This window comes from Paenibacillus sp. CH40 (assembly GCF_024213605.1).
Classification (GTDB): Bacteria; Bacillota; Bacilli; order Paenibacillales; family Paenibacillaceae; genus Paenibacillus; species Paenibacillus polymyxa_B.
Genome location: NZ_JANAVQ010000004.1, coordinates 299312 through 318234, shown reverse-complemented (window position 1 = coordinate 318234; position 18923 = coordinate 299312). Strand labels below are relative to the sequence as shown.

Annotated in this window: 18 protein-coding genes and 1 pseudogene; 16 read left to right on the top strand and 3 right to left on the bottom strand. The window is 43.6% G+C overall.

Annotated features, from left to right (window positions below):
- Positions 1-26: 26 nt before the first annotated feature.
- A complete protein-coding gene (locus NLX73_RS14730; protein WP_039270134.1) occupies positions 27-1991 on the bottom strand; it encodes an ABC-F family ATP-binding cassette domain-containing protein in 1965 nt (654 codons plus the stop codon).
- 270 nt (positions 1992-2261) lie between these two features.
- Between NLX73_RS14730 and NLX73_RS14725 the strand changes: the two genes are divergently transcribed.
- From NLX73_RS14725 to groL, 7 genes are all read left to right on the top strand, one after another.
- On the top strand, positions 2262-2894 hold the full coding sequence (locus tag NLX73_RS14725) for a 5-formyltetrahydrofolate cyclo-ligase (protein ID WP_254326656.1): 633 nt from the start codon (positions 2262-2264) through the stop codon (positions 2892-2894).
- Between the two features lie 52 nt (positions 2895-2946).
- Positions 2947-3435, top strand: a complete 489-nt coding sequence (moaC, locus tag NLX73_RS14720) for a cyclic pyranopterin monophosphate synthase MoaC (RefSeq protein ID WP_013309211.1) — start codon at positions 2947-2949, stop codon at positions 3433-3435.
- A gap of 113 nt (positions 3436-3548) precedes the next feature.
- A complete protein-coding gene (locus NLX73_RS14715) occupies positions 3549-4031 on the top strand; it encodes a MogA/MoaB family molybdenum cofactor biosynthesis protein (protein ID WP_013309212.1) in 483 nt (160 codons plus the stop codon).
- Positions 4032-4134: 103 nt separating this feature from the next.
- Positions 4135-4386, top strand: a complete 252-nt coding sequence (locus tag NLX73_RS14710; protein ID WP_013309213.1) for a twin-arginine translocase TatA/TatE family subunit — start codon at positions 4135-4137, stop codon at positions 4384-4386.
- Positions 4387-4497: 111 nt separating this feature from the next.
- A complete protein-coding gene (gene tatC / locus NLX73_RS14705) occupies positions 4498-5265 on the top strand; it encodes a twin-arginine translocase subunit TatC (RefSeq protein WP_254326528.1) in 768 nt (255 codons plus the stop codon).
- Between the two features lie 356 nt (positions 5266-5621).
- Positions 5622-5903: a co-chaperone GroES gene (gene groES / locus NLX73_RS14700; RefSeq protein WP_007429271.1), complete on the top strand. Its 282-nt coding sequence runs from the start codon at positions 5622-5624 to the stop codon at positions 5901-5903.
- Positions 5904-5977: 74 nt separating this feature from the next.
- Entirely contained in the window at positions 5978-7606 is a 1629-nt protein-coding gene (gene groL / locus NLX73_RS14695) for a chaperonin GroEL (protein ID WP_013369880.1), read from the top strand.
- A gap of 80 nt (positions 7607-7686) precedes the next feature.
- On the opposite strand, the pseudogene NLX73_RS25155 reads toward groL, so the two are convergent.
- Positions 7687-8860, bottom strand: a pseudogene (locus NLX73_RS25155) (tyrosine-type recombinase/integrase); the annotation flags it as partial.
- Between NLX73_RS25155 and NLX73_RS14680 the strand changes: the two are divergent.
- The 8 genes from NLX73_RS14680 (at position 8826) to NLX73_RS14645 (ending at position 16054) form a co-directional block, all read left to right on the top strand.
- Positions 8826-9836, top strand: a complete 1011-nt coding sequence (locus NLX73_RS14680) for a DNA-methyltransferase (RefSeq protein ID WP_231109421.1) — start codon at positions 8826-8828, stop codon at positions 9834-9836. The pseudogene NLX73_RS25155 and the gene NLX73_RS14680 overlap by 35 nt on opposite strands.
- Before the next feature lie 274 nt (positions 9837-10110).
- Positions 10111-10617, top strand: coding sequence for a hypothetical protein (locus NLX73_RS14675; protein WP_254326525.1), 507 nt, complete (start codon positions 10111-10113; stop codon positions 10615-10617).
- A gap of 294 nt (positions 10618-10911) precedes the next feature.
- Positions 10912-11211: a metal-sensing transcriptional repressor gene (locus tag NLX73_RS14670; RefSeq protein WP_061829608.1), complete on the top strand. Its 300-nt coding sequence runs from the start codon at positions 10912-10914 to the stop codon at positions 11209-11211.
- A 19-nt stretch (positions 11212-11230) separates the two neighbouring features.
- Positions 11231-12601 carry an MATE family efflux transporter gene (locus tag NLX73_RS14665; RefSeq protein ID WP_367997106.1) on the top strand — a complete coding sequence of 457 codons (1371 nt, stop codon included), beginning with the start codon at positions 11231-11233 and terminating at the stop codon, positions 12599-12601.
- A gap of 108 nt (positions 12602-12709) precedes the next feature.
- Positions 12710-13192, top strand: coding sequence for a phage terminase small subunit-related protein (locus tag NLX73_RS14660; protein WP_061829606.1), 483 nt, complete (start codon positions 12710-12712; stop codon positions 13190-13192).
- Between the two features lie 570 nt (positions 13193-13762).
- Entirely contained in the window at positions 13763-15178 is a 1416-nt protein-coding gene (locus NLX73_RS14655; protein WP_165176391.1) for a helix-turn-helix domain-containing protein, read from the top strand.
- A gap of 176 nt (positions 15179-15354) precedes the next feature.
- Entirely contained in the window at positions 15355-15558 is a 204-nt protein-coding gene (locus tag NLX73_RS14650; RefSeq protein WP_165176389.1) for a hypothetical protein, read from the top strand.
- A gap of 73 nt (positions 15559-15631) precedes the next feature.
- Positions 15632-16054 (top strand): hypothetical protein, encoded by a 423-nt coding sequence (locus NLX73_RS14645; RefSeq protein ID WP_372239070.1) that lies wholly within the window; start codon positions 15632-15634, stop codon positions 16052-16054.
- Positions 16055-16816: 762 nt separating this feature from the next.
- Here NLX73_RS14645 and NLX73_RS14640 read toward each other — a convergent pair.
- On the bottom strand, positions 16817-17224 hold the full coding sequence (locus NLX73_RS14640; protein WP_254326524.1) for a MerR family transcriptional regulator: 408 nt from the start codon (positions 17222-17224) through the stop codon (positions 16817-16819).
- Between the two features lie 228 nt (positions 17225-17452).
- Here NLX73_RS14640 and NLX73_RS14635 point away from each other — a divergent pair, with 228 nt between their 5' ends.
- A complete protein-coding gene (locus NLX73_RS14635; RefSeq protein WP_250243743.1) occupies positions 17453-18397 on the top strand; it encodes an MBL fold metallo-hydrolase in 945 nt (314 codons plus the stop codon).
- The last annotated feature ends 526 nt before the right edge of the window (positions 18398-18923 follow it).

The window sequence follows — 18923 nt, the reverse complement described above, 5'->3', positions numbered from 1 at the left end:
AAGGCTAAGATTTTATGCAGTAGTTTTTATTCTTCTAACAGCTCTTCCCAAGAGGTATAGGTTTCAGTCAATTCCTGTTTATGGGTGTCGAGTTGTGCCTGAATATTCTGAAGCGCTGTGTAATCCTGATAAATCTCAGGCAGGGTCATTTGTTCCTCCAGCCCTAAAATTTGTTCTTCCAGCGTTTTGATCTGGTTTTCCAATGCCTCCAGCTTGCGTTGACGGCTACGTTCCTCGCTTTTGGCTTGCTTGTCTGCCGCATAGGTGGCGGCGCGTGATTTGGATGTGGTCTCGTCTGTCACGGATGCAGAGGTAGCCGATGTTTTGCCGCGTGTGGCCTGATTTGCCTCCAGAGCTTCCTGCGCAATTTCCTCTAACTCCTGCTTTTTGGCTACATAGTCATCATAATTCCCCAGGAAATGTTCTATCCCTCCAGGATGAAGCTCGATGACACGTTCCGCCATTTTGTTCAGGAAATAACGGTCATGGGAAATGAACAACAGCGTACCGTCATAGTCCATCAAAGCCGCTTCCAGCACTTCCTTGCTGAACAGATCCAGATGGTTGGTAGGCTCATCTAGAATTAATACGTTGGCTTCGCGCAGCATGAGCTTGGCCAGAGAAACGCGGGCTTTTTCCCCTCCGCTTAATGCAGCTACCTTTTTTAGTACATCGTCACCGCTAAACAGGAAATTACCCAGCACTGTACGAATACGTGCTTCTTCCATATGAGGGTACTCGCTCCACAACTCCTCCAGTACGGTATTGGCGGGGTTCAGGTTCGTCTGCTCCTGGTCATACAGGCCGATTTTGATTTTCGTGCCCCAGTGGATGGAGCCAGCAGCAGGTTTAAGTGATCCGGTCAGACATTTGAGCAACGTCGATTTTCCGATCCCGTTCGGACCAATCAGTGCCACGGTATCTCCACGTTTTAAGTCGAACGATGCGTGCTGGAATAAAGGCTTTTTACCTTCATACCCCACAGAGAGGTCACGTACCTCCAGTACTTCCTTACCTGACATATGGGCTGTTTCAAAGGAAAAATGAGCCTTTTTCAAGTCTCCCATGGGCCGATCCATACGCTCCATTTTATCTAGCTGCTTGCGCCGACTTTGAGCGCGTTTGGTCGTGGAAGCCCGCACGATATTACGTTGTACGAATGCTTCTAAACGGGCAATTTCTCCTTGCTGCTTTTCGTAATGCTTCAGATTCGTTTCGTACTCGGCAGCCTTCAGCTCCATGTAGCGGCTGTAGTTGCCTGTATATCGAGTAGAACGATGGCGTTCAATTTCAATAATCGTCGTTACCAGTCGGTCCAGGAAATAACGGTCATGTGATACTACCAGCAGAGAACCGGAGTAGCCGCGCAAATAATCCTCCAACCAGGTCAGTGTTTGAATATCCAGATAGTTGGTAGGCTCATCGAGCATAAGAACATCTGGTGCGAGCAGTAGGATGCGCGCTAGCGCAAGCCGAGTTTTCTGTCCTCCGCTCAGAGTAGCTACGGGCGTCTCAGGTGCAAATGAACCAAAGCCCATACCGTGCAGCACGCTGCGAATACGGGTCTCCATTTCATAACCACCGTGATCCTTGAACCAGTCTGAACGACGTGCATAGCGTTCCAGCAGATCTGCGTAGCGTTTTTCGTTTTGAGCATTGGCCAGGTCAGCGATGTCCTGTTCCATTTGCCGCAGTTCCCGTTCCGCTTCAATCAGAGGAGTGAACACCAGCATCATTTCCCCCCAGATAGAACGGTCAGAATTCAAGCCGCTGTTTTGCGCCAGATAACCGATGCTGGTCTCCTTCGCCTTGAAAATTTGTCCACTGTCATAGGATATTTCACCAGCAATGATTTTGAGCAGGGTCGATTTGCCTGCACCGTTCACACCTACGAGTCCAATACGTTCACGTTCCAATATTTGAAGGTTAATCCCGTCCAGAACGGGCTCAATTCCATAAGATTTAGTAATTCCGGTTACTTGCAATAGCATAGCGTATCGTTCCTCCATTACATTTTGCACAGTTCTACCTGCTTTCTTCACAGGTACCTTCCTTCCAGTTTACATGAAATTACCCACTATTGCACTGCTTTCACCCTGTAAACCCTTGAGCCGCGTGTAGTCAATTTGTATAAACAATGATAAACTTAAACGAGAAGTGAAAAAGAATGAAAAAAACTTGCAACGTACAGCACTTACTGACAAATGGGACAATAGTAACGTTTTAAAGATTATCGACGATTGTGCGGGAGGGCGGATGTGATGGATGTCTGTAATGTGAAGAACGCGCTGCGTTTGCAGCAACGGGAAGCGCGTGACTCCATGGACCCGCTGACAAGGCAGAAGGCATCGGCTGTGGCCTGTCGGCATGCAATCGAGGCATGGGAGCAGCTTAGAATAGACAGAAACGGAGATAAGCTAACCTTATTTAGTTATCTCTCTTTTGGCAGCGAGATTTCGACGACTCCCCTCATTGAGCATTGCTGGTCACAGGGAGATCGTGTCCTGGCCCCAAGAGTGGACCCGGTAACTCGAACTATGGAGCTGAGGGAGATGGATCAGTACGGAGATATTGTACCCGGCATCTGGAACATCCCTGAGCCTGCTTTGACATGCAAGGAATGGTCGCCTGAAATGTGGACGGGAATTGACTGGGTTGTTGTGCCCGGCTTGGCCTTTGATCGTCGTGGGGGCAGGATCGGCTACGGCGGAGGCTATTATGACCGCTTTACCGTACAGGTAGAGGCAGAGAAGCGTAACAACAGCCATGTAGGTCCGCTTTATGTCTCGCTGCTGTTGCCGGGACAATTGCTGACACAGGTGCCCATGGAGCCAAGGGATTTGCGAGTGGACGTGCTGTTTACTCTGGATGGACGCTTAGATTGTGATTATTGACAAATGATGAATGAAGTAAAGTTGGGTATGTGAAAGGAGCTGTGAGGGAGTCGTGGATTCCTTTACTCATTTTAACGAACAGGGACGGGCTCGGATGGTAGATATTTCGGGTAAAACGTCTACGATTCGTACAGCAGTTGCCGTGACTCAGATTACAATGAATCCGGCTACATTGACGGCTGTAAAAGAAGGAAGAATCGGCAAGGGTGATGTTCTTGCTGTGGCGCAGGTCGCAGGGATTCAAGGCGCGAAAAAAACGTCAGACTGGATACCGATGTGTCATCCACTGGCCCTGACAGGCGTGAACATTACTTTTTCCGATAATGGACATGATGTGCTTCATATTGAAGTTGAAGTGAAGACCGAGGGTAAGACAGGTGTAGAAATGGAAGCTTTGACAGCGGCTTCAGCCGCAGCGTTAACCGTGTATGATATGTGCAAGGCGCTGCAAAAAGATATGATCATCGGCCCTACCATGCTGCAATCTAAAACAGGTGGCAAGCATGGGGATTTTCAAAGGGAGGACCACCGGGAACCTTGACATAGACAACATTGTCGCCGAGAGGGTACTGTGATGTGATGGAGGATGCAGCGTGGCTGTTTCTGATTTTCAGAAGAGAAAGTATTCTTTCATGATAGGAGAAGGGTGATCTTATGGTGTGGAAAACGGCGATCCTAACTGCCAGTGATAAAGGGGCAAGGGGAGAGCGCGAGGATACAAGCGCACAGGTCATCCGGGAACTCATCGAAGAAGAACTGGGCGGAGAGATTGTGGAATACCGGATCGTTCCCGATGAACCGGATGAAATTATTGCAGCTTTAATCGAAATGACGGATTATTTTCATGCAGACCTGGTACTAACTACGGGTGGAACCGAGCTGGCGATCCGTGATGTGACACCGGAGGCGACTAGGCGGGTTGTGGAACGGGAAGTGCCAGGCATGGCGGAAGCCATGAGAATGATCGTGATGCAGAAAAATCCAGCGGCTATGCTATTCCGTGGAATCGTAGGAATACGCGGACGTACACTGATCGTCAATTTGCCAGGAACGCCCAAAGGTGTGCATGAAAATTTGGCAGCGATAATGGACCAACTTCCAGAAGCGCTGCTTATGGTGACAGGCCAGTTCCGGTAGAAGGCAGCACATCGTGTGTGGTATGATACCTATAAGAATTTATAAGGCCGTATACGGACAAAGATTCTTATTTTGTCCGTCAACATAAGGAGGATTACTACACATGCCCAATATTGGAGCACCGGGTTATATTTTGTTAATTATTCTGGCGCTGCTGCTATTTGGTCCGAACAAGCTGCCTGAGCTGGGTCGAGCTGTAGGGCGTACATTCCGTGAGTTTAAAAACGGGGCACGCGATATTTTATCAGAAGATGAACGGACTGAGCGTAAAGACAGCAAAGATAGTGTGGTCAAAGCATCACAAACGACGTCTTCAGAAGTTCAACCTCAGCCTGAGGATAAACGCTTGTCATAGATTTAGTGATCGATTCTTGATCTTGTACAATAAACAAAAGCCTCTTCTTCAGTGAAGGGCTTTATTTTTTAGGAGGCGCTGCTGCGTTCCGTTCAGAAAGGAGGAGTGGACTTGACCCCACCAGAGCATGAAATGCCGCTAATGGAACATCTGGGAGAGCTTCGCCGCAGAATTATCTATGTGCTAATTGTATTTGTATTGGCACTGGCTGGTGGTCTGTTCGCGGCGGGTTCTGTCTATGACTGGCTTATTCGCTCCGGTTCGGCGCAAGCTTTTCAGTTAAACGCGTTTTCCTTTTGGGACGGGATCGGTATCTACATGAAGATCGCCATGATCATCGGGATTGCGGTGGCGCTACCGTTTGCTTGCTACCAACTGTGGAAGTTTGTCAGCCCGGGCTTAAGACCACAAGAACGAAGTGCGACTTTGCGGTATGTGCCTTATGTGCTGCTTTTGTTCATCATTGGGACAGCTTTTGCTTATTTCATTATTTTCCCGATGGCAATTCAGTTTACATCGTCGGTCACCAAAAGTATGGGATTACAGGAAACATACGGGATCGCACAATATTTCACCTTTATGTTTAATATTGTACTACCTGTAGCGCTGCTGTTTGAGCTCCCCCTGCTTATCATGTTTCTGACGGGGATTCATGTTTTAACACCAATGCGGCTTCGCAAATGGCGGAAGATTTCTTATTTTCTGCTTGTGTTCGTTGCGGTTGTCATTACCCCGCCGGACTTTATTTCCGATTTTTTGGTGGCGCTACCGTTGCTGGTGCTATATGAAGTGAGCGTGTATTTGTCTTCGGTCGTGTACCGCAGGCAGCTGCGTGCACAGGAGGAACGTGAGGCCCAATTGCGTGTAGCTTCAGAATAATAAAGCAGGACCTGAATGGCTCAGTAAACAATTTATTCGGGTCCGCGCTACATGGCAATTGCAGATAATGAATGGCATTTGTATCATGGCTATTTATAGAGCATAACAGCAGCAGCTTAGTTGCCTTAAATCTAACCATTAGTCTTGAGTTAACGGTTATTTTTCAGATAGATGGATATAATCGGGAAGGGCTGTCCATAAAAATTCCCATAAAAAATACATTAGGGACTTGAAATTCAATCCCAAGTTGAGTATCATAAAGTTGGTTGTTAGCACTGACGACTGTCGAGTGCTAATACATACAACATAACAACCAAATTACAGGATAAAACACTTAATAAGGAGGCTATTTTTTCATGATCAAACCTTTGGGTGAACGCGTATTGGTGGAAGCAATTGAGCAAGAGACAACGACTTCCTTCGGGATCGTACTTCCTGACTCTGCCAAGGAAAAGCCGCAAGAAGGCAAAATTATCGCGGTTGGCGCAGGCGCATTGAAAGACGGTGCCCGTATTCCTCTGGAAGTAAAAGAAGGCGACCGTGTCATTTTCTCTAAATACGCTGGAACGGAAATCAAATATGAAGGTAAAGAATATTTGATTATGAAAGAAAGCGATATCCACGCGATCATCGGTTAACCGGAACCCGGACAAGACCTGAATATAGGAATTGAAACAAATTCATTCATAATCCATAGGGAGGTTTATCACAAATGGCTAAAGATATTAAATTCAGTGAAGACGCTCGTCGCTCTATGTTGCGCGGGGTTGACGCATTGGCTAATGCTGTTAAAGTAACACTCGGACCGAAAGGCCGTAACGTTGTACTGGAGAAAAAATTCGGTAGCCCGCTCATCACCAATGACGGTGTAACGATTGCAAAAGAAATCGAGCTGGAAGACGCGTTCGAAAACATGGGCGCTCAACTGGTTAAAGAAGTAGCAACCAAAACGAACGATGTAGCTGGTGATGGTACGACTACTGCTACTGTTTTGGCTCAAGCCCTCATCACAGAAGGCCTGAAAAACGTAACTGCTGGCGCAAGCCCAATCGGTATCCGTAAAGGGATCGACAAAGCGGTTAAAGCGGCTGTTGCTGAACTGCAAGCCATCTCCAAACCAATCGAAAGCAAACAATCCATTGCTCAAGTAGCCGGTATTTCCGCTGCTGATGACGAAGTAGGCGAACTGATCGCTGAAGCTATGGAAAAAGTGGGCAAAGACGGTGTAATCACTGTTGAAGAATCCCGCGGTTTTGCAACAGAGCTGGAAGTGGTTGAAGGTATGCAATTTGACCGTGGCTACATTTCCCCGTACATGATTACAGATACGGACAAAATGGAAGCTGTACTAGACAATCCGTATATCCTGATCACAGACAAAAAAATCACAAACACACAAGAAATCCTGCCATTGCTTGAAAAAATCGTACAACAAGGCAAGCCACTCGTTCTGATCGCTGAAGACATCGAAGGCGAAGCACTGGCTATGCTCGTTGTTAACAAACTGCGTGGTACATTCAACGCTGTAGCTGTTAAAGCTCCAGGCTTTGGTGACCGTCGTAAAGCAATGCTGCAAGATATCGCTGCCCTGACAGGCGGTCAAGTGATTACAGAAGAACTGGGTCTGGACCTGAAAACAGCTTCCGTAGACCAACTGGGTACAGCACGTCAAGTGCGTATCACTAAAGAAAATACGATTGTGGTTGACGGTGCTGGAAACAAAGCCGACATCGACGCTCGTGTTAGCCAAATCCGTACGCAACTGGAAGAAACCACTTCCGAGTTCGACAAAGAGAAACTGCAAGAGCGTCTGGCTAAATTGTCCGGCGGCGTAGCAGTCATCAAAGTCGGTGCGGCAACTGAAACAGAATTGAAAGAACGCAAACTGCGCATCGAAGATGCCCTGAATGCAACCCGTGCTGCGGTTGAAGAAGGTATCGTATCCGGTGGTGGTGTAGCGCTCCTGAACGTATACAAAGCAGTTGCAGCTGTTGAACTGCAAGGCGACGAGCAAACAGGCGTGAACATCGTGTTGCGCGCTCTGGAAGCTCCAATCCGCACCATCGCTGCTAACGCAGGTGAAGAAGGCTCTGTAATTGTTGAGCGTCTGAAACGCGAAGAAGTTGGCGTAGGCTTTAACGCAGCTACTGGCGACTGGGTAAACATGATCGAAGCTGGTATCGTAGACCCTGCGAAAGTAACTCGTTATGCATTGCAAAACGCTGCTTCCGTAGCAGCAATGTTCCTGACTACCGAAGCGGTTATCGCTGACAAGCCAGAACCAGAAAAGGCTGCAATGCCTGACATGGGCGGAATGGGCGGCATGGGTGGAATGATGTAACAAAGGGTATCAAAACCCTGTAATACCGCTATTTAAAAGGCTCCCGAAAGGGGGCCTTTCTTCGTTAAATCACGAAAAAATCACATTTCTTGCAAAGGGAGATGATCTTTCGTGAAATTGAAGTTCAATATATCTGCAAAGTGAATTCTTATTTTCTCATTAGCATCCTTTTTCATCTTTTCTGTGACGTGTGTGTAGATCTTTAGAGTTGTTTCTGGGTCATCATGTCCAACGCGCTTCATAATCGTTTTTAGGTCTACTCCAGCCTCTGAGAGCATGCTTATGTGGGTGTGTCTGAAGATGGGGAGTGGCTTCTTTTTTGATTGATGTTTTCTTTAAGATTCTATCCATTCTAATCAAGATATTTTTTTGGATGAATGGATATCCATTGTCACGACAGAATACGAAATCCTTGTCATGATAGTCAGGGTACATTTTTCTGTTTTCCTGAACTATTTTTTGCTGCGTATTTCTATAATCGGCAAGCAAGTCCATAATGGTTTCGTCCAAGTCGAAAGTGCGGATAGACCCTTTAGTTTTAGGTGGGGTGAGTTTATATAGCTTCATATTGTTTTGCTCATTATAGAGAGTCTTGGTCACTCGAATTTCATTCGTTTCAAAATTAATATCCGTCCATTTTAAGGCACATAGTTCCCCTGAACGCATGCCTGAAAAGGCGAGAAGATAAAAACGCTCTAAATCCATTGGTAGGCCATGCAGGTATACTGCCTGAAGGAATTCCGTTATTTCAGGCTTTTCTAAAAATTCGTCTTCAATGGTCGTATTTTCAATTTCTTCTACAGTCAGCATTTTGGCTGGTATGACTGCACCGGTGCAAGGATTGTCCAATCGCATTTTATTTTTTATTGCATATTTCATAATCATATTCGCAGTGACATGTACCCCTTCAATTGTGGTTCGGGCATATTTTTTATCATCGAGATCATTGAGTTTGTTTTGATATTGCTTATGCGTTATCTTGTCAATATTTACTTTGGGAATGTATCTCACCAAAATTTTAATTTCTTTGCTTCTGACTCTGACGGTGCTTTCTTTGACCTCCCCTTTAGAGTAGGTCTTAAGCCAATCCCATGCAACTTCCTCGAAAGGGAGCTTTTTTACTTTCTTGGCATCCACGCCATGTTTAACAAGATCATCTAGAACTCTTTGAGCACGAGCAAGAGTTTCCTTCTGCGTGTCTCCCCTACGAGGTATCTGCTTGCGCTTCCACGTCACAGGACTAGGTAGGCCGTCTACTCAGGAAAGCGGAGCTGATCTGGCCATGTCCGGCTTCGATTTGGAAGAGTTCGAGGATCTGGCGGCAGAGTTTGCTGTCCCACAGGATGAAACCTTGGACCTTCCGGTTACCGATGATGACTTTGACGTCCAGCGTGCTCTAGATGGAATCAAGGAACCGGAGACGAGGCGCGGGGATGTATGGCAGCTTGGTCGGCATCGATTAGTGTGTGGAGATGCGACCAATCCTGATGATGTAGCACTTTTAATGGACGGAGCCAAAGCAGCGTTGGTCGTTACTGATCCACCTTATAATGTGGCTGTTGAGAGTGTTTCAGAGCGTCTGGCCGCTGATGGCCGTAGCAGCATAATGAACGACAACATGCCCGCTGAGGACTTCGGGGGCTTTTTGTATGCCGTTTTTTCCAACTATGCAGTGGTGATGCAGCCAACTGCAGCTATATATGTATTCCATCCTTCGACCTATCAGCGGGAGTTCGAGGATGCGATGAACGCAGCTGGCATCGTCGTCCGGACACAGTGTGTCTGGGTTAAGAATGCGGCTACCTTCGGCTGGGCACAGTACCGTTTCAAACATGAGCCTGTCTTTTATGCTCATATGAAGGGCAAATCTCCTGCTTGGTACGGCGATCGGACACAGACAACAGTATGGAAGGCTGGCCTGCCTGTTGAGGACCCGCTCCCCGAGACAGTATGGGAGGTTTCGAGGGGCGATGTGAACAAGTACGTTCATCCCACTCAGAAGCCTCTTGACTTGTTAGCCATCCCATTCAAAAATAGCAGCCAGCGCGGTGACGAGATCGTTGATTTCTTCGGCGGCAGTGGCTCCACGCTTATGACCTGTGAGCAGATGGACCGGACATGCCGAACATTGGAACTAGATCCGATCTTCTGCGATGTGATCAAAAAACGATTCATGGAGAGCACTGGTATTGAGCCAGTCCTGTTGCATCGAGCTGAACCCGAAGCATAGTGAATTTCAATTAGATAGGCTTCAAAGTGAACTTACTAAGCGATTAACTGAACTGATTGACCTTACTGAAAAGTATGAAAAATATGCCGTCTCTGAGAAAGAAAATGAATAGTGAAGGACGAGCCGTGAACACGTTTAATAATACTGTTAGTCAATACATAAATATGTATTTATTAAACATCAATATGATTTTATTGTAAAAGAAATTAGAAAGATGGAATCTTTTAGTAGTATGAAGAGGTAGTTTAATATACAAATATAGGAGGAAAAAGCTTTGAAGAAAAAACATTTTATTGTACCGGCCCTGGCTCTGGGTCTAATAGGGGGAGCTATTGCAGTACCCAATGCGATTTTAGCAGATTCAGATGTTGCTGTAACTGATTCTGCAACATCGACTGCGGTGACTCAAGATGCTGGTAAAACAACTACTGGTGACCATGTAGTAACGCCTCAAAGAGCAAGAGATGTTTTTGATGACACGTTCGACAGAAAGGACCCAGTATCACGCTTTGTATTAGACCCTGGATACGGGCATCTTAAAATTTCTGCGAAAAACACAGGTGATTCAACCATTACTTTTAGTGTGGTGCATACAGACAGCAATAAATTATATGTTACTAAGACTATAGGCGCTCATAGCAGTTTGAACTGGGATAGTTTAAATTCTTTTTCGTCAGGTCTGCGTTCAGGAAATTATGAAATTCAATGGAGAGCTGGCGGCGATATTGTGCACGTCTCAGCATATGGTGTGTCAGGTCAATACCCAAGCGATATTCAATAAGAAAAACGCGACAAGCGAAACAAAGAAAGCTCCAACCTTTTCCGGTTCGGGGCTTTCTTTGTTTTGTATCTCAAAAGAGCGTAGTTTAAATGAGTCCGGTATCTTTATATTTGTTGGGGTGGTGATTGTGTAGCATAGCCAGAGAACGAAGCGGTTCAGGACTTGGACCGTCTCATTGAATTGGATATTAAGCTTAAAAGGACGAATTTAGGTAGCATTCTTTGTGAAAAAATCACTTGAATTAACCCCCTGGGGGGGATACTATTATCCTAAACCAGTGTGGAGGTTAAAACTATGAGTGATCTTAATCAAGAACATCATCATGACCACGAGCATAAGTATCGCAAACAAATCGTGAACCGATTGGCACGAATCGAAGGTCATCTCAGGTCTGTTAAGGAGATGACAGAGAACGGGCGTGACTGTCCTGATGTTCTTCTGCAAATTGCAGCAGTTCAAAAGGCATTAGACAAAGCGGCGAAACTTTTACTCAAAGACCACTTGGAGAACTGTGTCGTGAAAGCAGTTCACCATGGGAATGAAGATAAAGTTATAGAGGATCTCAACAAGGCGCTCAACAATTATATTCGCTAAGGGCAAGGAGGACGGCTCTGTGCCTAAAGGACTTGAAATTAAAGACACAAGCGGTAAACAAAAAATAAAAATTGTATTGGCCTTGGGAATACCAGCGATGATTGAAAATCTTCTGCAGACTGTCGTTGGCTTCGTGGATACTCTATTCGTTTCTAAAATAGGTCTTTTAGAGCTTACCGCTGTTGGCGTAACTAATGCCATAATGGCTGTATATTTGGCAGTATTTTTAGCTATGGGTATCGGTACCTCTTCATTGATTGCGAAAAGTGTAGGTGCTGGAGATATTAGTAAGGCTAAAGCAATTGCAAAGCAATCGACGTTAATTGCTGCTATTTTAGGGATTATTTTTGGTCTGGTTACGTTTTTCTTTGCTAAACCAATATTGCAGATCATGGGGGCCGAGCCGGCTGTGCTAAGTAGCGGAATTGTTTACTTCCGCATTGTTGCTGTGCCCTCAATATTCATCTCTTTAATGACGATTTTTGGGAGTATATTAAGAGCAGCAGGTAATACCAAAACACCGATGAAAGTTGGCCTATGGATCAATATTTTGCATATAGGCCTTGATTATATTTTGATTTTTGGACTTGCTGGTATTCCTGCTATGGGAATTGCAGGGGCCGCCTGGGCAACTGTTATAGTTAGGATAGTTGGCGCAATCGCATTATTTATGTATATCCGAAAATCGGAATTATCTTTCTCTTTCAGGATGAAAGCTGGAGACTACACTCTTCCGTTGCTACAATTATCTATTCCTGCGGGTATTGAACGCCTGATCATGCGTTTTGGGCAGGTGTTGTATTTTGGTCTGATTGTACGTATTGGAACAGAGGTATACGCAGCGCATACGATAGCTGGGAATATTGAGATATTTTCATACATGCCAGGTTATGGAATGGCGGTTGCTGCGACCACATTGGTGGGACAGTGTTTAGGCGCTGGTCGTAATGACGATGCGTATAGGTACGGACTTTATACGACAGGTGTTGCAGTTGTATTCATGTCCTTTGTGGGTGTGCTGTTATTTGTTTTCTCTCCTGTGGCGGCTACCTGGTTTACAGATGATCCAACCGTTATAAGCATGGTTACGACTGCACTAAGAATAGATGCCTTTGCACAACCATTCCTTGCTATAGGGCTAGTGTTGACTGGTGCTTTGCAAGGAGCCGGAGATACAAAGGGTCCCATGTACAGTACAGCTATAGGAATGTGGGCAATCCGAGTCATTGGTGTCTATATTTTATGCATTCATTTTAATTATGGGATTGCTGGAGTATGGCTATCCGTTGCTTTTGATATTTTTGTTCGATCTATTTATCTTTTTGCTCGTTTCAAAAGTAGGTTAACCAAAAACCCGTTGCAAAAAGGTAAGCAAGCATCTTCATCTTGATGCATATAAAACAAAGCCTTATGAACCATAAAAGCAATAGGAGTAAAGAATATACCATTAGACGAGCTGAGTTGGGCTCGTTTTTTTGTTGGGGGTGGTGATGATGTAGTGGCAAGAGAGAGAAGTCCTGACCGGGACAAGGCAAAAAAGATGTGGCTGGAGAGCGGCGGAGCGATGAAGCTAAAAGACATCGCCGCCGCTCTTTCTGTTGGCGAGACTCAGGTCCGAAAATGGAAGTCACAGGACAAATGGGCAGACGATCTGAATAGTAACGTTACCAATGAATCCAAAAGTAACGTTACTAAACGAGGAGCGACCAAAGGGAACAAAAACGCTGTCGGCAATCGCGGCGGTGCTCCCCCAGGTAACCAAAACGCCAAGGGGAATAGTGGCGGGCCGGGTGGGCCGTTTCGTAACAAGAAGGCACTAAAACATGGGCTGTACGAAACAATCTTTCTGGACACGCTGGATGAGCAAGAGCAGGCGCTTTTTGATTCTATTGAAGTTAAGCCCCTTGATCAGTTGGAAACTACTTTGAAGACACTGATTCTCCAAGAGCGAAAATTGGGAATGCAGTATCGGATGCGTTAGATTCAATGATAAAATGGATAGAAAAAACTAAAGATAATAACTCGATTGCTGATGAGAATGAGTTGATTTGTAAATTTAATAAAATCTTGTCAATCCGAATCGGAGTACAGTACCATATGTTCATATGCTTTGTTTAGTGATGATAACTACTATGAAGTTAAGAAACATATGATTGACAAGAACATTTGGGATAGCGACTTAGAGGATTTAGAGAAGAGATGTTTAGAGCATTGTTTAATTAAAGATATGGTATTGAATTGAATCAGTGTAGTGTTCAAATTTCTGTCCATATATCAAAAGGGTGCTCAGACGTTGTGTATTTGCAACTTATTCAGCCAATGTATACCTATAACAACACATACGGAAGCGTTGTTGTGCATCCCGAAGCATCGTGGTACCCTGCTGGCTTAATGCCGGTGGGGTGTTTTTTGTTTACAGGAGTGCTCTTATGACAAACGCAGTATTTCTACATAATTCGCAAAAAAAGATATTGACAACTGGTTAATTGCTGGACAAAAATAGTAAATGATTATAAAATTATGGGATTTTTAAGCGAAGGGTGGCTATGGCATGAAGCATACACCTACGATTCGAGCAGAATTAGATAGATACTTACAACAAAAGGGTTTGAGCATAGCGCAATTTGGACAACTTGCAGGCATGAATAGGGGAATAGTAAGTGCTATTGTGACAGGGAATAAGTCAATGTCTGTTAACCAGCTTGACCTAATCACTGAGGCTATGGGTTTACCAGAAGGGGATTTTTACGATCTGTTTATAGAAAACTACATTATCGACCATCCCCCGAATATGAGGCGAATCGAGCCATTTTTGTTTCGCTGTGCGGAGTTGGACAAGCTGGATGCGATCCGTCGAGTGGTGGGAGCTATCATGGACAATCTACTATATTCACCCAAGCTATTTGAAATTGCAGAAGAATTGTTGGCGCAGGGACGACATGAGGCTGCGCTACTGCTCTATGAGGGTGTGGCTGAAGCGGAGAAATATCAACATTCTGAGCGTTTGGCAGTCTGTCAATATCGTATATTCACGATTCAAGTTGGAGACGATCAAAGTCGGAATCTCAAGGCAGCAACGCTATTTGAACCCTTCGTGGAACGTCTGGATGAAATAGAACAGCTTGACGCGCTGAAGGATTTGGCTAACGTGTACAGGTCTTTGCGTAAATGGGACAAGGTAGAGGAAGTAGCAAAAATAATGAGGACTAAAGCGGAAATTCAATATAATTTGAAACATGAACACAAGAGTCGAGAATGTAATGAATCTACTAATAAGCTGACTCGTCCTTTGTTTGTATACATTTCCTATGCTGACCTGCTGTGTGCAAGTGTCTATGAAGCCCAAGGCGATTATCAACAAGCTCTACAATATACATACGCCTATGCTAATTTAGATTGGGTTAAAGAAACAGATGAAGATACCCAACACTGGATTGGCTTGTTTAAGCACTGGGCAAAAGCTAATGTTATTGTGAATAAGCTTTTATCCGGAGATACTAAGGTGCTACAAGATTATGTTGAATATATTGATACGGCGGAGGATACAACTCAGGAAGACAGGGTCATCCAACTGCTGAATATTATGATAGCGGCTAACCGATATGATATCGATGTTAGTAATATAATTAAACGCTTTGAAGCGGACATGGTATCATTATTGCAACACTCATCAAGTGATATGTATACTCAACAAGTGGTACCAGACTATTTTGCGTGGTGTGGTTACGAGTTAGCTCATTATTATTTACATCGAAGCTTTTACGATGATGGTTTTAAACATTTGATGTATTCAATGGTAAGTTATCATACACTAAGTAATGAGACTTACTTCATAAATTGTATGGGGCTGTTTTTACATTTTCGGGAGTATGCAGTTCCTGAAACCAAAGCAGCATTTTTAAATCTCATTGAAAAGGTGTGGATGAACAATGTTAAAAAAAATGGTACTGTTGATCATCGCGGCTAGCTTTTTATTTATCGTTACTGTACCCGTTCACTCGCATGATATACGGCCTCAAGTACAGCATGGGGGCGCTTAAACGTAAGCAGTGCAAATCCCCGCTAACCTTAACTGGTGGGTGGGGATTTTTTATTGAAGGAATTACCACACCGTTCACCGAATGAATTATCGAGGTGATCAGCATGAACCATACATATAAAGTGTTAAACTCAGATATCGAACTATTTGCAGCTGCATTAACCCAGGTAAGAGTATACGTTGTTCAGTCATTGGGAGAAGACGTGGTATCGGTTGTAGACTATGGAGGGACAGTAGAAAAGTTTTCGCCCGATACGATTAAGATTGCCGGAGCGTACTATATGCGGAATCAGTTTGAATTAGAGTAGATATGAAAGGACCTACCAGATTGTAGACGGTAGTCTCTTTAAGGTAGACCATATCAAAAAATAGAAGGGGAAAATGATGAAGAAAAGAATATTTCTGTTCTCGGTTTTGTCTTTAAGCATGGCGATTACGGTAGGGGCTACTTCAGCTTCAACAAGTAAAACTAGCGAAAACATCATAATTAATCAAAGATCGAGCGGAGGCGCAACTGTAGGAGAGTCCTTTGATGTCCCTAAGGGATGGGGGCATGTTAAACTTCGTATGAAAAATCACTCTAATCATCCAGTAAAAGTAAGTTTAACTCATAACGGTTCAAACAAACTATATATTGAAGCATTAGTAATTGCTCCTCATGACACAGTTATTTGGAAAAGTACTGATGAAGGTATCACCAACGGTTTGCGTTCTGGAAACTACACACTTCAGTGGAGAGGCAGTGATTATAAAGTTAATGGGGAAACATGGGGAATAGCTGATTCACAGCCTGGAAACCTCTAAATTACCCTGCTATACAACTTGTCCTTAGCCATTTGGTGAGGAAGGTTAATTATGTGTTTGTTCAAGCCAGCAAGTGAATTAATCCCCTTAATTGGTCGGGAGAGCTTTTTTCATTGATCAGTTTGAATTTAGAGTAGATATGAAGAATTAGGTGTCGGGATGGTTAGCTGATATTATTGCTAGAGCTATCGAGCTATATTCCTTTAATAACTGTGATTAACAACGATTAATGACGGAGGAAGAATGAAAAGAAAGTGGTATTTAAGACCAATGGTCATAATTTTAATGATCCTCATAACTCCACCGATAGGCTATTTGATTGTGTTCTTCAATAAAAAGAAATTTGAACCATCTGAACGCTTAGGCTATTTGACAATAGCCACAGTATTCGCTGCCCTATGGTTAACAAAATTTCTACCGAATCCATGGCGAATTCCCGCTATAATAGTTGTTGCACTTATTGGGATGTTCATATTCAGAAAAAATAAATAGTCGAGTAATAAAAAAGCTCTGCAAACCTTAATTGGTCGGCAGAGCTTTTTAATTAAAGAAATTGTTTACAGACGGACATTCAAGGTCCTATGAATCCACTTTTTAAATGTTCGATGAAAATAAAGTTTTGCTAACTACAACAAAAGAAACAATGGTAGCCTAGGACGGGAAAATAAAGCCCTAGACTATCGCTATTTCATTGAACTAACGTTTCCCGTTAGTTCAATCAATTCTGTTGCCATCGTATATGCTGGTGGTGAACCAGGTCTTCTACATTACTATATCGTCTTTCGTAAGTTTTTGGTATAGGGCTATCTTCTCGTTAGCAAGGGAAATCATGCACTCAAGTTCCTGCCGCTTGGATTCCAGTTCCACCAGATGCTTTTCAAGAATTTCTATTCGTATGTGTAAGGCAGGAGTAAAATTAGCAACTTCTTCCCCTTGTTGAATTTTATCCAGTACACATCCGTCACGAGTAAATTCCGTAATCTCCTCAAGCGACAATCCCAATTTTTTTAATCTAATTAAACATTGTATATATGAAACCTCACTTTCGGTATAAATGCGTGTCCTTCCATTTCTTCGATTTGGTTCCTGTAGCACTCCAATTTTTTCATAATAGCGAATCGTATAAGGAGTTAGCCCCGTTCTTTCTGATACTTGACTTATAGTAAGCATTGTTTTTTTTGTCACTCCTTTATTCTAAACCAAAATTTAAAACTATTATACATCTTTAAGTCAACTCGAAGTCGATATTAGCACCTCTAACTTCATTTCAAAAATTTGTGCTTGATTTCTAGTTAACTCTAACTTGTAAGCTAAAGTTGCTAATTGATATACATGAAACATAAAAAACTAAAGATAAAAGGAAATGGTGTCAAACTTATTTTGATGGAGGCATAAACAATGAACAACAAATATTTCACGATTCAACAAGCAGCGGAAGGTATCTGGGGTGCTATTTCGGTACCTGGTAGTGGTTCGCTGGGGAATGCGGCAATTATTGACATTGGGGATTTGACCGTTGTTGTGGACACAACCAACCTACCGCATTCTGGTGCTTTGTTACGTCAAACCGCAGAACAATTAACGAATAAACCAATTAAATACGTGATCAATACTCATTTCCATGGAGATCATGTCAACGGCAATCAGGAATTCATGGAAAGTGATTTTATATCTACCGTTTGGACAAGAGATTTGCTATCTGAAATGGGTAAAGTGAATATTGATCTAATGCAACAAAACATTCAGAAGTTAATAAATAGCCTACATCAAGTACGTTCACAAGAAAAAAATCCGCACATGTTAACCGAAATCGGCTATGATCTTTCCGTGCAGAGAGCCCTGTATGATGCTATCCCTTCCCTTCGTAGGGTGATACCCACGATAACTTTTGACGATAAACTAGTTATAAAAGGAGCAAAACGCACTGTCGAAGTTTTATCCTACGGAGGCGGCCATTCTTTAAGCGATGCCGTTATTTACGTGCCTGAAGAACGAACCTTGATTGCTGGTGATTTAATAACCAACAAGACGATTCCGGTCATGCCATACGGTAATCCCTACGCTTGGATACGAATCCTTAGACGCATTCAAAGAGATCTGAAGGTAGATACTGTCATTCCCGGGCATGGAGATGTGTCCACTCCAGATAGAATCCTAGATGTCATTCGCTTTTTAGAAAAAATGATCGCTTATGTGTCTGAAGCTGCGACGAGCGGAAAACCAGAGTCTTACTGGTTAAATGAAGGTGTATTAAATGGCTATGAAGATTGGCATCTAGCTCAGTATTTCAGATGGAATTTTCGCTGGCTCTTCAATACAATGCTTGTTCAAAATAATAGATGAGACACAACTAGCACTCCCTTTAACTCCACCAGATTCACAAGGCCAGTTCTGAATGTCAACCCGGCAGCACGTTTGGGTATTTTCAAACGTAATTGGCAGTCTGCTTGTTAGGTTAACCTGCCACGATACCCCATTATACAATTGTAAGGAAGTTGTTGATTAGAATGAATTATGTGGGGGGCAAAAAACCTTATGCATCAAGGGCTTCTATGATTAGACGCCCTGTTTGACCACATAGCGTAAAACAAAAGGCTGATTATGGACACTCTCATAATCAGCCTTTTTTAATGATCCAAATTGTAGTGTTATATATAGATTTACGCATGATCTATAAGACCTTTTCGTTTATTACGCCTTGAATGAAAGCGTTGACATGATTTTCAACCCACTATATACTTAGCTTAATTAAATGAACAGCACTAGGATTGTTACTGTTACGCAGGCAAAACCTAAGGAACAAAATGTTAAGATCTAAGGATCTTATGTATTTTGTTATACTTAGGTTTTTTTGTTTATAGAGAGAGGA